The organism is Stutzerimonas stutzeri, from assembly GCF_002890895.1.
Taxonomy (GTDB): Bacteria; Pseudomonadota; Gammaproteobacteria; order Pseudomonadales; family Pseudomonadaceae; genus Stutzerimonas; species Stutzerimonas stutzeri_AB.
Genome location: NZ_POUL01000004.1, coordinates 374,028 through 393,169, shown reverse-complemented (window position 1 = coordinate 393,169; position 19,142 = coordinate 374,028). Strand labels below are relative to the sequence as shown.

Here is a 19,142-nt window from a genome sequence, read left to right as displayed (position 1 = left end):
ATAGAGCAAGGTACCTGGCATGACTTCCGACACCCCTTTGCAAATCCTCGGCGGGATCAGCGCGCGCGAGTTTCTTCGTGACTACTGGCAGAAAAAACCCCTACTGGTCCGCCAGGCCATTCCTGGGCTTGAAAGCCCGGTGTCTCCGGACGAATTGGCTGGTCTTTCGCTGGAAGAAGAAGTCGAGTCGCGCCTGGTCATCGAGCATGGCGACACGCCATGGGAACTCCGCCGAGGACCGTTCAGCGAGGACACCTATCAGAACCTGCCAGAACGAGACTGGACTCTGCTCGTACAGGCCGTCGATCAGCTAGTGCCGGAAGTCGCCGAGCTGATCGAGCATTTTCGTTTCCTGCCAAACTGGCGAATCGACGACGTAATGGTCAGCTTCGCCGCGCCGGGCGGTGGAGTGGGTCCGCATTTCGACAATTACGACGTTTTCCTGCTACAGGCCCATGGACAGCGGCGCTGGCGCGTAGGACAGATGTGCGACAGCGAGAGCGCAATGCTCAAGCATGCCGACCTGCGCATACTTGCGGATTTTCAAGGCACTGACGAATGGGTGCTCGAGCCAGGCGACATGCTTTATCTGCCGCCGAGACTGGCTCATTTCGGCACCGCCGAAGACGCATGCATGACCTACTCACTGGGCTTCAGAGCACCTAGCGCGGCCGAGGTCCTAACCCACTTCACCGACTTCCTCGCGCAGTTTTTGCCTGATGAAGAACGTTACAGTGATGCAGACCTCCTCCCGATCGAAGACCCACACCAGATCCAGAGCGATGCGCTGGATCGCTTGCGAGCGATGCTCGCCGAGCATATGGGTGACGAGCGCTTGCTGCTCACCTGGTTCGGGCAGTTCATGACCGAGCCGCGCTATCCAGAGCGAGTACAGGGGCCGGAGATTGACGAACAGGCAATGCTGGCAGCGCTTGAGGATGGCGCCATACTGGTCCGCAACCTGAGTGCACGGCTGGCCTGGAGCGAGGTAGACATCGGCCTGTTGCTGTTTGCCAGCGGCCAAAGCCGACTGCTGCCAGGCCACTTAAAAGAGCTGCTGAAATTGGTTTGTTCCGCCGACGCGCTCCATGCAGAAAACCTCGCTGGGTGGCTGAGCGATGAGGATGGGCGTAATCTCATGCTGCAACTGGTCAAACAGGGAAGTCTGGAGTTTGCTGATGAGTGACATAGAAGTTCGCATCGCCGACTGGCAGCAGGACAACGCCGACCTACGCCGGATTCGGGAGACTGTGTTCATTGCTGAGCAATCGGTACCGCCCGAATTGGAATGGGATTCGGATGATGCTGAGGCCGTGCATTTCCTAGCTCTGGAAAGCGGCTATCCGATCGGTACCGCCCGATTACTCAATGACGGACACATTGGTCGCGTTTCGGTATTGCGCGACTGGCGAGGGATGAACGTCGGCGGCGCGCTGATGAAAGCGGTTATTGACGAGGCCGAGCGGCGCGGCCTTAATGAACAGCGACTTACCGCCCAAGTACACGCCACGTCGTTCTATGAGCGTCTTGGTTTTGAAGTCGTCAGCGAAGAGTTTCTCGAAGCCGGCCTCCCCCACGTCGATATGCTACGAAAGAGCCACTAGCCATATGGCGCATGACGACCCGGATCACTCTGTCAGTAAAGACGCCCCGTCGATGATCGAGTTCCAGTCACCGGGTCGTTTCCAGATTGACAACCCAGCGGCAACGCCAACACCGCTCCCAGAATGGAGCGCAGCGCCGTTTTCGCTAGGTGTCGATACAACAATTCAGCCATTCCATGACATGACTGGAGCACGTGAGCACGCGCTTTCGCTGGTTGAGCAAGTCAGGCGCAACCTGAGCATCTACACACCAGATCTGGAACCCTGGTTGTACAACCACAGCAGCATTCAAATGTCATGCTCGCGGTTTTTGCGGGCGCATCCGCGCAATCGCCTGCGTATCTTGGTGGGTGACTCGTCTCGCGCAGTCATCGAAGGGCACCGCCTGGTCACCCTCAGCCGCAGATTAACCAGCAACTGCCGCATTCGCAGCGCTCATCCGGATTATCCAATACAAGCCTCCGCATTTCTCATAGCCGATGAATGCGGCATGCTGATTCGACCGAACGCTGATCAATTCTCTGGTCATGCGTTATACCGGGACCCAGGGCGTGCTCGGCAACAGCAAAGGCTATTCGATGCCGCCTGGGACCGTAGTCTCCCTGATCCCGATATGCGGAGTTTTCTACTATGACTCGTAACGTTCTCGCTGCCTGCCTGTTGATCGTTGGCTCGACGCTGCAGGCCGCGACAGAGGTCATTCCTCTGGATTTCCGCATGGCTGAAGACGTACTACCGATTGCTCAATCAGTGGTAGGAGATCAAGGTAAGGTCAATGCATATGGTAACCAGCTGATCGTCAATGCACCGCCTGCTGTAATCACTAAATTGCGCGAGGTGCTGACCAGGCTCGATACTGAACCCCGCAGATTGCTCATCAGCGTCGATACGCAAAACACGGCTACAGGCATCGAAAGTGGCTACCGCATCGACGGCGCTACGCGCATCGGCGACGTCGAGATCCAGAGCGGACGCGGCGAGAACAGAGGTCGGGACCAGGTGAGGATTATTCGTCACAGTACTAGTAGCCAAGGCGGCGGAGTTCAACAAGTGCAAGCCACCGAGGGCTATCCGGCGCTGATCCAGGTAGGTCAAAGCATCCCAATCAACACCACGGGGAGCGATGGCTACGGGCAGATCTATCAGCAAACGCAGTATCGGGATGTAACTCGTGGCTTCTACGCCACCGCTACGGTCCAAGGCGACCGGGTGCAAGTGACAATCAGCAGCCATAACGACCGCATGAGCAATTCTCAGCCAGGCGCGATCAATATCCAGCAAACCGATACTCGAGTGAGCGGGCGGCTTGGGGAATGGATTGAGCTCGGTGGCGTCGACGAATCCGCAAGCTCTAGCGAGAGCGGCCTGGCACGCAGATATTCCACCGGCGGTCGCCAAGACCTATCGCTACGACTCAAAGTAGACACGCTGAATTAAAAAGGTTCAGCGGCGAAACACCGCTAAGTTAAAAAATGTAGTGCCTACTAAAGTTCACTACAAAACATTTGACGAACACTTTTCGCCAGCGCATTATGGCTCCGCTCCCGCTAACCAGGGGCCCTGAAGAGGGTCTCCGGATCGCACTCAGCCAACCAGCAGAGGCGTTCCGTGACTGTACTGCCCACAAGGCGGACTGACGAGGTTGCGACTGGAACGAGTCGTCCTGAGGGACGGGGAAGCGATTAACGCATCAGCTCGAGACATCAGTATGCTGACTCACTCAACGGCCCACGCGTCGCTGTGTGCAGGAATGCCACGATCATTCCACAGCTAACCGAATTCTCTTGCGGTCGTAACTGCATACCCTCCTCTCCTTGGTTCAATCCTCGTCTCGGTCGATATTTCGACGCTCTGCCGCGTGTTGCCCGCATCATCAGCGCAAACACGCAGGTTTCAGTGGGAAAAGTCGGTGCTCAACCAAACACGAATCTCTTTGAAGGATTGACCATGTCCGCTTATCAAAACGACATCAAAGCCGTTGCCGCTCTGAAAGAAGCAGCTGGAAGCAGCTGGAGCGCGATTAACCCTGAATCCGTAGCTCGCATGCGCGCTCAGAACCGATTCAAGACCGGTCTGGAAATTGCGCAGTACACTGCCGACATCATGCGCAAGGACATGGCCGAGTACGACGCCGACACGTCCGCCTACACGCAGTCCCTCGGCTGCTGGCACGGCTTCATCGGTCAGCAGAAGCTGATCTCCATCAAGAAGCACCTGAAGACTACCAACAAGCGTTACCTCTACCTGTCCGGCTGGATGGTTGCTGCTCTGCGCTCCGAGTTCGGCCCGCTGCCGGACCAGTCCATGCATGAGAAGACTGCCGTATCCGACCTGATCGAAGAGCTGTACACCTTCCTGCGTCAGGCTGACAGCCGTGAGCTGGACCTGCTGTTCACCGCGCTGGACGCTGCCCGTGAAGCTGGCGACAACGCCAAGGCTGCCGAAATTCAGAATCAGATCGATAACTACGAAACCCATATCGTACCGATCATCGCCGACATCGACGCTGGCTTCGGTAACCCGGAAGCCACTTACCTGCTAGCCAAGCGCATGATCGAAGCAGGCGCTTGCTGCATCCAGATCGAAAACCAGGTTTCCGACGAGAAGCAGTGCGGCCACCAGGACGGCAAGGTAACCGTTCCTCACGCCGACTTCCTGGCCAAGATCGCCGCCGTCCGCTATGCATTCCTTGAGCTGGGCATCGACAACGGCGTTATCGTTGCGCGTACCGACTCCCTGGGTGCCGGCCTGACCAAGCAGATCGCCGTGACCAAAGAGCCTGGTGACCTGGGCGACCTGTACAACTCCTTCCTGGATTGTGAAGAAGTCTCCGCTGCCGATCTGAACAACGGTGACGTGGTTCTGAACCGCGAAGGCAAGCTGCTGCGTCCTAAGCGCCTGCCGAGCAACCTGTTCCAGTTCCGCAAAGGCACCGGCGAAGCCCGCTGCGTCCTCGACTGCATCACTTCGCTGCAAAACGGCGCCGACCTGCTGTGGATCGAAACCGAGAAGCCTCATGTTGGCCAGATTGCAGCCATGGTTGACGAGATCCGTAAAGAGATCCCGAACGCCAAGCTGGTCTACAACAATAGCCCGTCGTTCAACTGGACCCTCAACTTCCGCCAGCAGGTGTTCGATGCATTCGTTGCTGAAGGCAAAGATGTTTCAGCCTACGACCGCGCCAAACTGATGAGCGTCGAGTACGACGAAACCGAACTGGCTCAAGTTGCCGACGAGAAGATCCGTACCTTCCAGAAGGATGGCTCCGCTCACGCCGGTATCTTCCACCACCTGATCACCCTGCCGACTTACCACACCGCCGCACTGTCGACCGACAATCTGGCAAAAGGGTACTTCGCAGATCAGGGCATGCTGGCCTACGTCAAAGGTGTACAGCGTCAAGAGCTGCGTCAGGGTATCGCCTGCGTCAAGCACCAGAACATGGCTGGCTCCGACATCGGCGACAACCACAAGGAGTACTTCGCTGGCGAAGCGGCTCTGAAAGCGAGCGGTAAAGACAACACCATGAACCAGTTCCACTAAAAGCTGGATCCGACCCAGACACCGTCTGGGTCAATGGTCTGCAGATGCCTTGGCATCTGCCTAAAGGCTGCCCCTTAAAAGGGGCAGCCTTTTTGTTTGTGCAAGCGCTGCAATCTAGGCATGGGCATCACCTCAGTCGCCACGCGAGCTCCTCTACTTTGACATCCCCTAGCATTACGCTGCAGAGCAGCTGCAGATGCTCGGGAATATCCGCTCTGGATCGAAACTTGTGAGCGGGCTGCGGCCGCCCGATAAGGAATACTGTGCAGGCATACTCCCAACCTGCCGAACGCTTGGTTCATAGCGGTATGGCGCTAGCAAACTCCCCTGAGGCAGCAGAGTGACGCACCTGGCATCTACCTCAGAGCATCAGGCCACTGGCAAGCAAAGAGGCGGACTTCCATACATCGGAGCAATGATTGTGGCGGCTGGGAGAAGGAACTGTGAGGAACAGATACACGTCGAACGCCCGTGACGCGGGCGGCAGCCCTCAGGGTTATCGAGATGTGCGCCTTTCAGATAGCGCCTAGGGGCGATGGGCTGACGCTACTCACGTAGCACTCCCAAATGAAAAGGCGCTCACGATTGACATAACCGCGTGGCGACAAAAGCAAAAAACCCGATGCCAGAATCTGGCATCGGGTTTTTTATAGCTAGAAAGCACCTAAGACTTGCCAGGCGCCGGCTGAGCTAGCGAAACAAGATCATTAACGAACCTGTGCTTCGACTTCTGCTTCCACGCGACGGTTAATCTGACGCCCTTCTTCAGTGCTGTTGTCAGCAACCGGGCGGGTTTCACCGTAACCGACGGAATCGACACGCTGGCTCTCAACGCCGTACTGGTTAACCAGTACTTCGCGAACGGCCTGGGCACGACGCTCGGACAACCGCTGGTTGTACTGATCGGTACCCACCGAGTCAGTGTGACCCTCAACGGTAGTGTTGGTCTGAGGATACTGCTGCATGAAATCAGCCAGGTTCTTGATGTCGTTATAGCTTTCTTCGCGAACACGTGCCTTGTCAAAATCGAATTTGACGTCCAGCTCGACGCGGACCAGTTCCGGCTCTGGCTCTGGCTCGTTGTCGACCATAGGTGCTGGCGCTGGAGCTGGGGTCGGTTCGACCTGTGCAACCTGCTGCTGAGCACCACCACCGAAGTTCAGGCCGACGCCTACGCCAGCCATCCACTCGGCTTCGTCCGCGTCGATGTTGTACATGCCGTCAACACTTGCCTTGGCAAAGAAGTTTTCGGTGAAGTAGTACTTCACGCCAGTACCGACATTGGCAAAGGTGCTGTGATCACGACCGCCACGCGCGGCTTGACCGATGCTCTGGTGAGCTGCCCCGGCAGAAACATAGGGACGCAGACCGACACCTGGCTGACCGAAATGATAGGTAGCATCAAGGGAAGTCAGGCTGCCTTTGATGTCCTTATGACCGCCCGCGCCAACAGGGTCTTGGGACGTCAAGTCATGGTATTCGCCATATGACAAACCAAGCGAAACGTCATCAGTCAGGAAATAGCTAGCGCCAGCCCCGTACAGTTCGCCGTCACGCTGCACATCGCGCGAGCTATCGGTGAAATAATGCTTACCGAATGCCTCCACCTCTACGGCACCTTGGCCTTGGGCCAGCGCGCTAATAGAAGTGGCGGCAACCAAAGAGCCAATTACAACGCCTAAGGTGTTTTTAAGCTTCATCCGTAAATCCCCATCTGGTGGTGAGTATCAGAACAATCTAAGGAAACCGGCTAACTGCAAGCCCAAGCTGTTCGCTAACAATAGGACAGCTTAATGCCATTAAGTTTCAGCGACTCCCGAGAATTTTTCGCGCAATTTATCAAGCGCTCGTTTGTAACGCATCTTCGTTGCGCTTAGTCCCATGTGCATGATGTCGGCAATTTCCTGAAACTCCAGTTCCGCGACAAAACGCAAAACAAGGATCTCCCGATCAATCTGATTCACATGAACGAGCCACTTGTCTAGCTCGGGCCTTTGTTCAACGCTGGGAGCCTTTTCGTCGGATGCTTCCTCGACAGGATCAAGGCTCAATGCATCAAGTAAGCGCCGCTTACGACGCTCCTTTCGGTATTGGGTAATGCACTCGTTATAAGTGATGCTATATAGCCATGTTTTAAATTTCGATTTACCTTCGAAGTTCTTCAAGCCATATAAAACCTTAAGCATCACTTCCTGACAGACGTCATCTGCGTCTCGGTCGTTTCCCAAATACCGCGCACATACATTGAAGAGCGTGCGTTGATAACGGCGCATTAACTCTTCATAGGCGCGTGTTATATGAAACAGCTCGGCATGGGCACGCTGCACCAGCTCCTCATCGGAGAGCTGGCGGGGGTCGTAGCTCATGGTCGGCTGTTGGGCTTTAGTCAAGACGCTTCGAACCGGCAATAATCGTGGCGGCCGTTTGCGGTAACCCGCAAAAGAGGCGGCGCACTTTAACAGAATACCGGGCCTAACGGCTGCCTACGCGCTGCTCAAGCAGCACTCTATTTGCAACCGAGATCAGCTCGCCCTCATCAGTGAGCAGCAAGGTTTTCGCTGTCCCGATCTCTTCAATCGAACCCTCCAGCTCTTCGATGCGCACCCTTTGGCCAACCTCATAGAGTTCACGCACGTAGATGCCAGCGAGAATCTGACTCACCAGCTCTCGGCTGCCAAGGCCGAAAGCCAGCGCAACAGCCAACCCAATGGATATCAGCGCAATGGCAATAACGTAGTTGAGCAGCTCGGTCTTTACCTCGAGCTGACCGATTGCCACCGAGATGATGATGATGATCACCAAGCCTTGCGCAATCCGCCCGAGCCCAGCGGAGTATTCAAGGCCGACGCTCTCCGCAGCTCCTCTCACCAGCCCATTGACCAGCTGAGCCAGCAGTATGCCAACCAACAGAATCAGCCCCGCGCCAAAAACCTTAGGCACATAAAGCGCGAGCATATCGAGTGTTGCCGAAACGCGGGCGAGGCCCAGGGATTCTGCAGCCGACACCAAGAAGATCAGCAACACAAACCAATAGACAATCTTGCCGAGCAACACCGAGATCGGCATGCGAATACCTGCACGCCCAAGCAGCTTTGTCGCCCCGGTACCGGCAACCAACCGGTCCAGTCCTATTTTGGCTAGGACCTTCGACAGCAGCGTGTCCAAAAGTTTGGCAACCACAAAACCGATAGCCACGAGCAACAGCGCCCCGAACAAGCGCGGGATGAATGCAGCGACGGGTTGCCAAAGAGCGCTCATAGCACCCAGAAAGCTCTGGCTCCAGGGATCAAGTTCCATGATCAATCGGCCTTATTGAAAGAGGTACGGGAATCGGAATGACGACGGGTAACAGCCGAGGTGTGCGGAGCGCCGCTATTGAATGCGATCATAACGCCCTGCAGCCAGTGGCCAATCAGGCCAAACAGGTCGCCAGCACCCACCTGTCGATTAGCTGTTTTCAGAACACGATCCAGACGGGCGTCATCGTGACGCTCTGGCTGCGTATTGAGCATGTCCCGCAGGGATTCTTCAAAGGGGTCGTGCATGGTATACCTCGACAACAGTGTGACTCTGACGGCACAGCCCTATGAGTAGTCACATCACACCCATTTCAGCCGGCGAAAGATCCACCACTGAAAAAACGCAACCGCACCAATGAGCACACAGGCTATTGCGAACCCGTAAGGGTTTTCGGAGCCAGGGATGCCGCCGACATTGATCCCGAGCAATCCCGTAAGAAAACTCATCGGCAGGAAAAAGCCGGTAATGATGCCGAGCAGGTACATGGTTCTGTTCATTCGCTCGCGCATTCGCCTTTCTTCGGCTTCAAGCACTAGATTGACGCGCTCACGAACCAGCTCCAGCTCTTCCAGATAACGAATCAACCGGTTACTAAGCTCATTCCAGTAGTCCGTATCGTCGTCGACAAACCACGGCAGTCGATTGCGTGTCAGCTGCGCATAGATTTCGCGCTGCGGTAGCAGGAAACGGCGCAGACCAGCCGCCTGGCGCCGCAATGACAACATCTTGTCTTGTGGCGGCGTGTACCGTTCATCCGTCTCGACTCTGTCCTCTTCTGCATCCAGTTTTTCGGTCAGGACGGCGACGAGTTGGTCAACCCGATCGGTGAGTGCGTCGGCCAGGCTCAGCAATACTTCGGACGCTGTTTTCGGACCAACTCCAGTTTCCAGTTGATGAAGCACCACCTCGGTCGAGCGCAGCGGTCGCAGGCGCAGCGAAATCACTCTGCGCGCATCGGCAAAAACACGTAGTGAAACCATGTCCTCAGGCTCGGCGTCGGGGTTCAGGTTCACGCCTCGCAGAAACAGAAGCAACTCGTCGTCGGGCAGCGAAAGCAAACGCGGACGAGTATTCTCTTCCAACAATACGTCGCAGGCGAACGCACTCAAACCGCTGTGGTTGCGCAGCCAAGCCTGTGCTTGTGCCTGACTTCGATCCCAATGGAGCCACAAGCTTTCATGCTCGGCCAATTCCAGACTGGAGATGTCCGTATAGCCAATCCTGCGTGCACCGCCTTGCCCGTTCAACACAAGGGCATGCAGAAGCCCTGTACGCCCTAGTTCATCATGCAACGGTCCCGCCTCCTACAAATCGCAAAAAAGCCCGGCATTGCCGGGCTTGATCAACCGACGGCCGCTGCTCAATCAGGCATCTTGAGCTCTTCGGGCGAAACGATAATACCGTTGTTGTCCGCATACACGTATTCACCAGGGCGGAAAGTAACCCCGCAAAACGTCACCGGAACATTGAGGTCGCCGATGCCGCGCTTGTCGGTTTTCATCGGATGGGTAGCCAAGGCCTGAACGCCCAGTTCCGTCTGCGCGATCACGTCGACATCACGTATGCAACCATAGATGACCAGACCTTCCCAGCCATTGCGCGCCGCCTTTTCGGCAAGCATGTCACCAAGCAATGCGCGGCGCAGCGAGCCGCCACCATCAACTACCAGCACCTTGCCAGTACCGTCGAGATCCACCTGCTCCTTGACCAACGAATTGTCTTCGAAGCATTTGATGGTGACGATTTGACCGCCGAAGGAGTCGCGGCCACCGAAATTACTGAACATCGGCTCAACCACCTGCACCAACTCGGGGTAGGCATCGCAGAGATCAGGGGTGATGTATTGCATGGTAAGTTTCCTCATTCTTGAAACGCGTCCGGCGTTGGACGTAAACATCCACCATGGACAAGCAGTTCGCTCACCAATCTCTATCACCGAGTCCCGCAGCAATCGCTACAACAGTGCTGGCAAAGCCGCGCCTAACGCGACAGCGGTAGACGGCTGAGATTATGACGCGATGGAGATCAAGCAGAAGGGCGACAATCGCCCTTCTGCCGTTCTGCTGCGTTTATTTGATTTCGGCGTCCGCCAGGAAGAACCAGGTATCGAGTACGGAATCCGGGTTCAGCGATACGCTTTCAATGCCCTGCTCCATCAGCCATTTGGCCAGATCAGGGTGATCGGAAGGACCCTGACCACAGATGCCGATGTACTTGCCCGCTTTATTACAAGCTTCGATCGCGTTCGCCAGCAGCTTCTTGACGGCCGGGTTACGCTCATCGAACAGATGAGCAATGATTCCGGAGTCACGGTCCAGACCAAGCGTAAGCTGGGTCATGTCGTTTGAGCCAATGGAGAAGCCGTCAAAGAACTCGAGGAACTCATCGGCCAACAACGCGTTGGACGGCAGCTCGCACATCATGATGATGCGCAGCCCGTTCTCGCCACGCTTGAGACCGAACTGTCCCAGGATGTCGATAACCTGGGACGCTTCGCCCAAGGTGCGCACGAAAGGCACCATCAGTTCGACATTGGTCAGTCCCATCACGTCACGAACCTTGCGCATCGCACGGCATTCGAGCTCGAAGCAGTCGCGGAAGGATTCGCTGATGTAACGCGATGCGCCGCGGAAGCCGAGCATCGGATTTTCTTCTTCCGGCTCGTAGAGCTTGCCACCGATCAGATTGGCGTATTCGTTCGACTTGAAGTCAGACAGCCGCACGATGACTTTTTTCGGCCAGAACGCAGCCGCCAGGGTGCTGACGCCCTCGACCAACTTCTCGACGTAGAAATCGACCGGGTCGCCGTAGCCGGCAATGCGCTTCTCGACACTGCTCTTCACATCAGCCGGCAAGCCATCGAAGTTGAGCAGCGCCTTGGGGTGGACACCGATCATTCGGTTGATAATGAATTCGAGACGCGCCAGACCGACGCCTTCATTGGGCAGCTGGGCGAAATCAAACGCACGGTCCGGGTTACCGACGTTCATCATGATCTTGAACGGCAGTTCCGGCATGGCGTCGATAGAGTTCTGACGGATGTCAAAGCCCAGCTCGCCCTCAAAAATCAGGCCCGTGTCGCCCTCAGCACAGGTGACGGTGACCCGTTGGCCGTCCTGCAGCAACTCGGTGGCGTTACCGCAACCGACCACTGCAGGGATACCCAATTCGCGAGCGATAATGGCCGCGTGACAGGTGCGACCACCGCGGTTAGTGACAATGGCGCTGGCGCGCTTCATCACCGGCTCCCAGTCAGGGTCGGTCATGTCGGAAACAAGCACATCGCCCGGCTGAACCTTGTCCATCTCGGAAACGTTGTGAATGATCTTTACCGGACCGGCACCGATACGCTGACCGATGGCACGGCCTTCGACCAGTACCTTGCCTTTCTCTTTCAGCAGGTAACGTTCCATGACGTTCCCGCTGCTGCGGCTCTTGACTGTTTCAGGGCGCGCCTGAACGATGTACAGCTGATTGTCATCACCATCTTTTGCCCACTCGATGTCCATCGGGCGGCCATAATGCTTCTCGATGGTCATCGCCTGATGGGCGAGATTAGCCACTTCCTCATCGGTCAGGCAGAAGCGCATGCGGTCAGCCTGGTCAACCTCGACGGTCTTGACCGACTTGCCGGCACTCGCCTCTTCCCCGTAGACCATCTTGATAGCCTTGCTGCCGAGATTGCGGCGCAGGATGGCTGGGCGGCCGGCTTCGAGGGTGTGCTTGTGTACGTAGAACTCATCTGGGTTGACCGCACCCTGGACAACAGTCTCGCCGAGGCCATAAGCACCAGTGATGAACACGACGTCGCGAAATCCTGACTCAGTGTCCAGCGTAAACATCACGCCTGCGGTGCCGGTCTCGGAGCGAACCATGCGCTGAACACCCGCTGACAGCGCGACCAACTTGTGGTCGAAGCCCTGATGGACACGGTATGCGATTGCACGGTCGTTGAAGAGGGAGGCGAAGACCTCCTTGGCAGCACGAATAACGTTGTCGACGCCACGGATGTTAAGGAAGGTTTCCTGCTGTCCGGCGAACGAAGCGTCCGGCAGGTCCTCCGCAGTCGCCGAAGAGCGAACTGCAACCGCCATTTGCTCATTGCCACCGGCCATTTCAGCAAATGCGGTTCGGATGTCGGCATCTAGCTTGGGAGGAAATTGCGCCTCCATGACCCAGCCGCGGATCTGCGCGCCGGCTTTGGCAAGCGCGTTGACGTCGTCCACGTCCAGCGCATCGAGAAGCTCATGGATTTGCTCGTTAAGACCGCTAAGCTCCATGAAATCACGATAGGCCTCGGCGGTAGTGGCGAAACCACCAGGTACCGAAACACCTGCACCTGCCAGGTTGCTGATCATCTCGCCGAGGGAGGCGTTCTTGCCCCCTACACGCTCAACATCATGATTGCCGAGCTTATCGAGGGAAACTACGTACTCTACCAAGGTGATCTCTCCACGTTGTGTTGGAAACTCGGTTCGTGCCCATCCGCGGCACGGTGGCCTGGCCCTGCAAAATAAGTAACAATGCCTGCCAATCGAGGCTCGGCGAAGGGGCTTACTATAGCTGAGAACCGTTCTTGACTTAAGGTCCCAAGCGCAATGAAACGAACTGCATTTTTCATATCCGACGGTACCGGGATTACGGCCGAAACGCTCGGCCAAAGCCTACTGGCACAGTTCGAAACCATTACTTTCACAAAGCTCACGCGGCCATATATCGATACGGCTGAAAAAGCGCGGGCAATGGTACAGCAAATCAATAAGGCGGCGGACAGCGACGGCGCCCGACCGATCATATTCGATACGCTGGTAAACCAGGAGATACGTGACATCCTGGCTGAGTCCAATGGATTCATGATCGACATTTTTTCATCCTTCCTTGCCCCGCTGGAACATGAACTGATGTCACGTTCTTCCTATTCCGTCGGCAAATCCCATTCGATCAGCCATAACGCCAACTACATGGAGCGAATTGACGCTGTCAATTTCGCTCTGGACAACGATGACGGTGCCCGCACGCACTACTATGACAAGGCCGATCTTATTTTGGTCGGCGTCTCCAGGTGCGGCAAAACGCCCACCTGCTTGTACATGGCAATGCAGTACGGCATCCGGGCCGCCAACTATCCGCTGACCGAAGACGACATGGAGCGCCTGCAACTTCCTGCCGCCCTCAAGACCCACCGCGACAAGCTGTTCGGTTTGACCATTGACCCTGACCGTTTGACCGCCATTCGCAACGAGCGCAAACCCAACAGCCGCTATGCCAGTTACGCCCAGTGCGAGTTCGAAGTTCGCGAGGTCGAGAACTTATTCCGTCGCGAGAACATCAACTACATCAACTCAACCCATTTCTCGGTGGAAGAAATATCCGCCAAGATTCTTGTCGAGAAAGGCGTGGAACGCCGGCTCAAATAGCTGCCGTTTTGCTAGACAACAAAAAGTCCGCTTTGTGCGGACTTTTTTGTTATTCAGCTCCAGCCGAATCCGGTTCCGTCGCAAATCAGTCGTCGAGTGTCGTTATATCGTCAGAAGGTATCGCCTGGCACACACACACACCCCTCCATCAATATTCGAGCGCTGCGGCTCATGATCGCTTTGGTTACGGTCCACTGACCGTCGACCTGTTTTGCCTCTGCGCCGACACGTAGGGAGCCGGACGGATGGCCGAAGCGCACCGCCTGAGGCTCGCCGCCACCAGCAGCCAGATTGACCAGCGTACCCGGGACCGCAGCTGCCGTACCAATGGCCACCGCGCACGTACCCATCATCGCGTGATGCAGCTTGCCCATCGACAGAGCGCGGACGAGAAGGTCCACTTCGGTCGCATCAATGGTTTTTCCGCTTGAGGTTCGATAGGTTTTAGGCGGCGAGACAAAGGCAACCTTCGGCGTGTGCTGCCGGGTCAGCGCCTCGTCCGCGGTCTTGATCAAGCCCATGCGCAACGCACCGGCCACACGAATCGACTCCAGACGAGCCAGAGCGTCCGGATCGCCGTTGATATCCTCACGCAGCTCGGTGCCCTGGTAGCCAATGTCCTTGGCATTGACGAAAACTGTCGGGATGCCCGCACTGATCATGGTCGCCTTGAGCGTACCGATGGCGGGAACCTCAAGATCATCCACCAGGTTGCCGGTGGGGAACATCGAACTACCCTCCTCGCCGTCGTCGGACGGATCGAGGAATTCGAGCACGATCTCGGCAGCGGGAAAGGTCACGCCGTCCAACTCGAAATCACCGGTCTCCTGCACCTGGCCGTTGGTGACCGGCACGTGGGCGATGATGGTTTTGCCTATGTTGGCCTGCCAGATCCGCACCACGCAGGTGCCGTTTTTCGGAATGCGCTCGGCGTCCACTAAACCGGCATGCAGCGCGAACGCACCGGCGCCGGTTGAAAGGTTGCCGCAGTTACCGCTCCAGTCGACGAAGGGCTTTTCGATCGACACCTGACCATAGAGGTACTCGACGTCGTGTTCAGGCCGACTGCTCTTCGACAGGATGACGCATTTGCTGGTGCTCGACGTGGCCCCGCCCATACCGTCTATGTGCGCCGAATACGGGTCGGGGCTGCCGATCACGCGCATGAACAGCTTGTCGCGCGCAGCGCCCGGCACTTGGCAGCTTTCCGGCAGGTCCTGCAGCCGGAAGAACACGCCCTTGCTGGTGCCACCACGCATATAGGTCGCGGGAATTCTGACCTGGGATACATGAGCCATGGAAATCTCGTCCTCATGAAACCGCTGCCACCGGCTGGCCACAGCGCAGATGAAAGATGCAATCGCCGCCCCGCTTCAGTACATGAGGTTGCACCGAAGCAGAGCGGCCGATTGGTAGTCACGCCTGTCCGAGGAAGTCCTTGGCGAAACGCTGCAGCACGCCGCCGGCCTCATAAACGCCGACTTCGGCCGCGGTGTCGAGGCGGCAGGTGACCGGGACACGGGTCTCTTCACCGCTCTTGTGCCGAATGACCAGGGCCAGGTCGCAGCGCGGCGACAGTTCACCTTCAATATCGAAGGTTTCCGTGCCATCAAGACCGAGGGTCAGGCGGGTGGTGCCAGCCTTGAACTCTACCGGCAATACGCCCATGCCGACCAGGTTGGTGCGATGAATGCGCTCGAAGCCTTCGGCGACGATTACCTCGACACCCGCCAGGCGCACGCCCTTGGCAGCCCAGTCACGAGAGGACCCCTGCCCGTAGTCAGCGCCAGCCACAATGATGAGGTTCTGCTTACGAGTCATGTAGCTCTCAATGGCTTCCCACATGCGCATCACCTTGCCTTCCGGCTCGACGCGCGCCAGCGACCCCTTCTGCACCTTACCGTCGACCACGGCCATCTCATTGACCAGCTGCGGGTTGGCGAACGTCGCCCGCTGCGCCGTGAGGTGGTCGCCACGATGGGTCGCGTAGGAATTGAAGTCTTCCTCCGGCAGGCCCATTTTCGCCAGGTACTCGCCGGCGGCCGAGTTCAGCAGAATGGCATTGGACGGCGACAGGTGATCGGTGGTGATGTTGTCCGGCAGGATCGCCAGCGGACGCATACCCTTGAGCGTACGCTCGCCGGCCAGCGCACCTTCCCAGTACGGCGGACGACGGATGTAAGTGGACATCGGACGCCAGTCGTAGAGCGGGCTCTTGGCTTCCTCGATGGTGCCCAGATCGAACATCGGAATGTAGATCTGCTTGAACTGCTCCGGCTTGACCGAGGACGCGACGATGGCGTCGATCTCCTCGTCGGACGGCCAGAGGTCCTTCAGGGTGATCGGATTGCCGTTCTTGTCGGTACCCAGCACATCCTGTTCGATATCGAAACGTACGGTACCGGCGATGGCATAAGCGACTACCAGCGGCGGCGAGGCAAGGAAGGCCTGCTTGGCGTACGGATGGATACGGCCGTCGAAGTTGCGGTTACCGGAGAGAACTGCAGTGGCATACAGGTCACGCTCGATGATTTCCTGCTGGATCACCGGATCCAGCGCACCGGACATGCCGTTACAGGTGGTGCAGGCGTAAGCGACGATGCCGAAACCGAGTTTTTCCAGCTCGCTCAGCAGCCCAGCTTCTTCCAAGTACAGCTTGGCGACCTTGGAGCCTGGCGCGAAGGACGTCTTCACCCAAGGCTTGCGCACCAGACCCAGCTCGTTGGCCTTCTTGGCCAGCAGGCCGGCCGCAACCACGTTGCGCGGGTTGGAGGTGTTGGTGCAGCTGGTGATGGCAGCAATGATCACCGCGCCATCCGGCAGCAGGCCTTCGGCCTCCTCGGCCCTGGCCGCAGCCAGCATGTCTTCGTCGGCGATGCCACACTCGTGCAGCGCCGAGGTCGGCAGACGCTTGTGTGGGTTGGAAGGGCCGGCCATGTTGCGCACCACGCTGGACAGGTCGAATTCGAGCACGCGCTCGTATTCGGCACCTTCCAACGCGGTTGCCCACAGGCCCGTTTGCTTGGCGTACTGCTCGACCAGCGCAACTTGCTCCGGCTCGCGGCCGGTCAGCTTGAGGTAATCGATGGTTTGCTGGTCGATGTAGAACATCGAAGCGGTCGCGCCGTATTCCGGGCACATGTTGGAGATGGTCGCGCGATCGCCAATCGTCAGGCTGTCGGCACCCTCGCCGAAGAACTCGACCCAGGCCCCGACCACACGTTCCTTGCGCAGGAACTCAGTCAGCGCGAGGACGATATCGGTGGCGGTGATGCCAGGCTGACGCTTGCCAGTCAGTCGCACACCAACGATATCGGGTAGTCGCATCATCGACGGCAGGCCGAGCATCACAGTTTCGGCTTCCAGGCCGCCGACGCCGATGGCGATCACACCCAGCGCATCGACGTGAGGAGTGTGCGAGTCGGTGCCTACGCAGGTATCCGGAAAGGCCACGCCACCGCGTGCCTGAATCACCGGCGACATCTTCTCCAGGTTGATCTGGTGCATGATGCCGTTGCCGGCCGGGATCACGTCGACGTTCTTGAACGCGGTCTTGGTCCACTCAATGAAGTGGAAGCGGTCCTCGTTGCGTCGCTCCTCGACGGCTCGGTTCTTTTCGAACGCATCGGCATCGAAACCGGCAAATTCCACCGCAAGCGAGTGGTCGACGATCAACTGAGTCGGCACCACCGGATTGACCTTCGCTGGGTCGCCGCCCTGCTCCGCGATCGCATCGCGCAGACCGGCGAGGTCGACGAGCGCGGTTTGGCCAAGAATGTCATGGCAGACGACGCGTGCCGGATACCAGGGAAAGTCGAGGTCGCGCTTGCGCTCGATGATCTGCTTCAGCGAATCGGTCAGCGCTTCGGGCTCACAGCGACGCACCAGCTGTTCGGCCAGGACGCGGGACGTATAGGGCAGCTTTTCATAGGAACCCGGTTGAATAGCTTCGATCGCCTCACGGGTGTCAAAGTAGTCAAGCCCAGTACCTGGCAAAGGTTTGCGGTGTTCTGTATTCATGCCGGAAGAACTCAATTCAGTAATGTTCTGTGGGGCAAGGTGCGGGGAGCCCGGCGACGAGCTCCCTCGCTCCGATCAACGCTGGGCGATCGGGACAACCTTGCGCTGCTCCGGACCGATGTACTCGGCGCTCGGCCGAATGATCCGGTTGTTGCTGCGTTGTTCGAACACATGGGATGCCCAACCGGTAACGCGCGAGCAGACGAAGATCGGCGTGAACAGCTTGGTCGGGATGCCCATGAAGTGATAGGCGGACGCATGGTAGAAGTCGGCGTTCGGAAAGAGCTTCTTCTGCTCCCACATGGTTTCGTCGACGGCGACCGAGACCGGATAGAGCACGGTGTCGCCCACTTCATCGGCGAGCTTTTCGGCCCAGACCTTGATCACCTCGTTGCGCGGGTCGGAAACGCTGTAGATCGCATGACCGAAGCCCATGATCTTGTCCTTGCGCTCGAGCATGCCGAGGATGGCTTCACGCGCTTCTTCCGGGCTCTTCCACTGCTCGATCATGTCCATGGCCGCTTCGTTGGCGCCGCCATGCAGCGGGCCGCGCAGCGAACCGATGGCACCGGTCACGCAGGAATAGAGATCCGACAGCGTTGAGGCGCAGACGCGGGCTGTGAAGGTCGAAGCGTTGAACTCGTGCTCGGCATAAAGAATCAGCGAGACGTTCATCACCTTGACGTGCAAGTCGCTAGGCTTCTTGTCATGCAACAGCGCGAGGAAATGACCGCCCAGGGTCTCTTCGTCGCTGGTGCAGTTGATGCGCACGCCATCATGAGTGAAGCGGTACCAGTAGCACATGATTGCCGGGAAAGCGGCCATCAGGCGCTCGGCCACATCGCGCTGCTGGTCGAAGCTGAGCTCGGGCTCAAGCGTGCCGAGCACCGACGAACCGGTACGCATGACGTCCATCGGATGCGCACTGGCAGGGATGCGCTCGAGCACTTCCTTTAGCGCCTGCGGCAGGTCCCGCATGGTCTTCAGGCGACTTTTGTAATCGATCAGCTGCTGTGTGTTTGGCAACTCGCCGTAGAACAGCAAGTAGGCCACCTCTTCGAAATCGCACTCGGCCGCCAGCTCACGTACGTCGTAACCGCGGTAGGTCAACCCGGCACCGGTCTTGCCCACGGTACACAGGGCAGTCTGGCCGGCGATCTGGCCACGCAGGCCTGCGCCACTCAAAACTTTTGCTTCAGCCATTGCTATCTCCTTCTTGGATTTGTTCTGGATACTGCAAATCACGTTGAAAAATGAA

At 57.6% G+C, this 19,142-nt stretch carries 16 protein-coding genes; 6 read left to right on the top strand and 10 right to left on the bottom strand.

Features of this window, described 5'->3' with window-relative positions:
* The first annotated feature begins 19 nt into the window (after window positions 1-19).
* From CXK96_RS10160 to CXK96_RS10140, 5 genes are all read left to right on the top strand, one after another.
* Window positions 20-1,186 carry a cupin domain-containing protein gene (locus CXK96_RS10160; RefSeq protein WP_102836331.1) on the top strand — a complete coding sequence of 389 codons (1,167 nt, stop codon included), beginning with the start codon at window positions 20-22 and terminating at the stop codon, window positions 1,184-1,186.
* The gene (locus tag CXK96_RS10155; protein WP_102836330.1) at window positions 1,179-1,604 is read left to right on the top strand and encodes a GNAT family N-acetyltransferase; all 426 of its coding nucleotides are present in this window, start codon (window positions 1,179-1,181) and stop codon (window positions 1,602-1,604) included. Before CXK96_RS10160 ends, CXK96_RS10155 begins: the two co-directional genes overlap by 8 nt.
* A gap of 4 nt (window positions 1,605-1,608) precedes the next feature.
* The gene (locus tag CXK96_RS10150) at window positions 1,609-2,238 is read left to right on the top strand and encodes a histone acetyltransferase HPA2 (RefSeq protein ID WP_102836329.1); all 630 of its coding nucleotides are present in this window, start codon (window positions 1,609-1,611) and stop codon (window positions 2,236-2,238) included.
* Window positions 2,235-3,041: a secretin N-terminal domain-containing protein gene (locus CXK96_RS10145; RefSeq protein ID WP_102836328.1), complete on the top strand. Its 807-nt coding sequence runs from the start codon at window positions 2,235-2,237 to the stop codon at window positions 3,039-3,041. The genes CXK96_RS10150 and CXK96_RS10145 overlap by 4 nt, the downstream gene beginning before the upstream one ends.
* A gap of 510 nt (window positions 3,042-3,551) precedes the next feature.
* Entirely contained in the window at window positions 3,552-5,147 is a 1,596-nt protein-coding gene (locus CXK96_RS10140) for an isocitrate lyase (RefSeq protein WP_102836327.1), read from the top strand.
* Window positions 5,148-5,854: 707 nt separating this feature from the next.
* Here CXK96_RS10140 and CXK96_RS10135 read toward each other — a convergent pair.
* The 7 genes from CXK96_RS10135 to ppsA form a co-directional block, all read right to left on the bottom strand.
* Window positions 5,855-6,847 carry an OmpA family protein gene (locus CXK96_RS10135; protein WP_102836326.1) on the bottom strand — a complete coding sequence of 331 codons (993 nt, stop codon included), beginning with the start codon at window positions 6,845-6,847 and terminating at the stop codon, window positions 5,855-5,857.
* Window positions 6,848-6,946: 99 nt separating this feature from the next.
* Window positions 6,947-7,537, bottom strand: coding sequence for an RNA polymerase sigma factor SigX (gene sigX, locus CXK96_RS10130; protein WP_102836325.1), 591 nt, complete (start codon window positions 7,535-7,537; stop codon window positions 6,947-6,949).
* A gap of 82 nt (window positions 7,538-7,619) precedes the next feature.
* A complete protein-coding gene (locus CXK96_RS10125; protein WP_102836324.1) occupies window positions 7,620-8,444 on the bottom strand; it encodes a mechanosensitive ion channel family protein in 825 nt (274 codons plus the stop codon).
* 2 nt (window positions 8,445-8,446) lie between these two features.
* Entirely contained in the window at window positions 8,447-8,692 is a 246-nt protein-coding gene (locus CXK96_RS10120; protein WP_102836323.1) for a CrfX protein, read from the bottom strand.
* Window positions 8,693-8,746: 54 nt separating this feature from the next.
* Window positions 8,747-9,739 (bottom strand): zinc transporter ZntB, encoded by a 993-nt coding sequence (locus CXK96_RS10115; RefSeq protein WP_102836322.1) that lies wholly within the window; start codon window positions 9,737-9,739, stop codon window positions 8,747-8,749.
* A 68-nt stretch (window positions 9,740-9,807) separates the two neighbouring features.
* The gene (gene rraA, locus CXK96_RS10110; RefSeq protein ID WP_102836321.1) at window positions 9,808-10,296 is read right to left on the bottom strand and encodes a ribonuclease E activity regulator RraA; all 489 of its coding nucleotides are present in this window, start codon (window positions 10,294-10,296) and stop codon (window positions 9,808-9,810) included.
* Between the two features lie 220 nt (window positions 10,297-10,516).
* Window positions 10,517-12,889 (bottom strand): phosphoenolpyruvate synthase, encoded by a 2,373-nt coding sequence (ppsA, locus tag CXK96_RS10105; RefSeq protein WP_102836320.1) that lies wholly within the window; start codon window positions 12,887-12,889, stop codon window positions 10,517-10,519.
* A 156-nt stretch (window positions 12,890-13,045) separates the two neighbouring features.
* Between ppsA and ppsR the strand changes: the two genes are divergently transcribed.
* Entirely contained in the window at window positions 13,046-13,864 is an 819-nt protein-coding gene (gene ppsR / locus CXK96_RS10100) for a posphoenolpyruvate synthetase regulatory kinase/phosphorylase PpsR (RefSeq protein ID WP_102836319.1), read from the top strand.
* Window positions 13,865-13,974: 110 nt separating this feature from the next.
* Here ppsR and prpF read toward each other — a convergent pair whose 3' ends face one another.
* The 3 genes from prpF to prpC all read right to left on the bottom strand — a co-directional run bounded on the left by prpF (window position 13,975) and on the right by prpC (window position 19,087).
* Window positions 13,975-15,162, bottom strand: coding sequence for a 2-methylaconitate cis-trans isomerase PrpF (prpF, locus tag CXK96_RS10095; RefSeq protein WP_102836318.1), 1,188 nt, complete (start codon window positions 15,160-15,162; stop codon window positions 13,975-13,977).
* Between the two features lie 118 nt (window positions 15,163-15,280).
* A complete protein-coding gene (gene acnD / locus CXK96_RS10090; RefSeq protein WP_102836317.1) occupies window positions 15,281-17,884 on the bottom strand; it encodes a Fe/S-dependent 2-methylisocitrate dehydratase AcnD in 2,604 nt (867 codons plus the stop codon).
* Window positions 17,885-17,959: 75 nt separating this feature from the next.
* Window positions 17,960-19,087 carry a bifunctional 2-methylcitrate synthase/citrate synthase gene (prpC, locus tag CXK96_RS10085; RefSeq protein ID WP_102836316.1) on the bottom strand — a complete coding sequence of 376 codons (1,128 nt, stop codon included), beginning with the start codon at window positions 19,085-19,087 and terminating at the stop codon, window positions 17,960-17,962.
* Window positions 19,088-19,142 lie beyond the last annotated feature (55 nt).

Coding starts and splice junctions, on each gene's coding strand:
- CXK96_RS10135 (WP_102836326.1), bottom strand. CDS start 6,847: ATGAAGCTTAAAAACACCTTAGGCGTTGTAATTGGCTCTTTGGTTGCC.
- CXK96_RS10125 (WP_102836324.1), bottom strand. CDS start 8,444: ATGGAACTTGATCCCTGGAGCCAGAGCTTTCTGGGTGCTATGAGCGCT.
- prpC (WP_102836316.1), bottom strand. CDS start 19,087: ATGGCTGAAGCAAAAGTTTTGAGTGGCGCAGGCCTGCGTGGCCAGATC.
- rraA (WP_102836321.1), bottom strand. CDS start 10,296: ATGCAATACATCACCCCTGATCTCTGCGATGCCTACCCCGAGTTGGTG.
- CXK96_RS10160 (WP_102836331.1), top strand. CDS start 20: ATGACTTCCGACACCCCTTTGCAAATCCTCGGCGGGATCAGCGCGCGC.
- CXK96_RS10150 (WP_102836329.1), top strand. CDS start 1,609: ATGGCGCATGACGACCCGGATCACTCTGTCAGTAAAGACGCCCCGTCG.
- CXK96_RS10120 (WP_102836323.1), bottom strand. CDS start 8,692: ATGCACGACCCCTTTGAAGAATCCCTGCGGGACATGCTCAATACGCAG.
- ppsR (WP_102836319.1), top strand. CDS start 13,046: ATGAAACGAACTGCATTTTTCATATCCGACGGTACCGGGATTACGGCC.
- CXK96_RS10140 (WP_102836327.1), top strand. CDS start 3,552: ATGTCCGCTTATCAAAACGACATCAAAGCCGTTGCCGCTCTGAAAGAA.
- acnD (WP_102836317.1), bottom strand. CDS start 17,884: ATGAATACAGAACACCGCAAACCTTTGCCAGGTACTGGGCTTGACTAC.
- prpF (WP_102836318.1), bottom strand. CDS start 15,162: ATGGCTCATGTATCCCAGGTCAGAATTCCCGCGACCTATATGCGTGGT.
- CXK96_RS10145 (WP_102836328.1), top strand. CDS start 2,235: ATGACTCGTAACGTTCTCGCTGCCTGCCTGTTGATCGTTGGCTCGACG.
- CXK96_RS10155 (WP_102836330.1), top strand. CDS start 1,179: ATGAGTGACATAGAAGTTCGCATCGCCGACTGGCAGCAGGACAACGCC.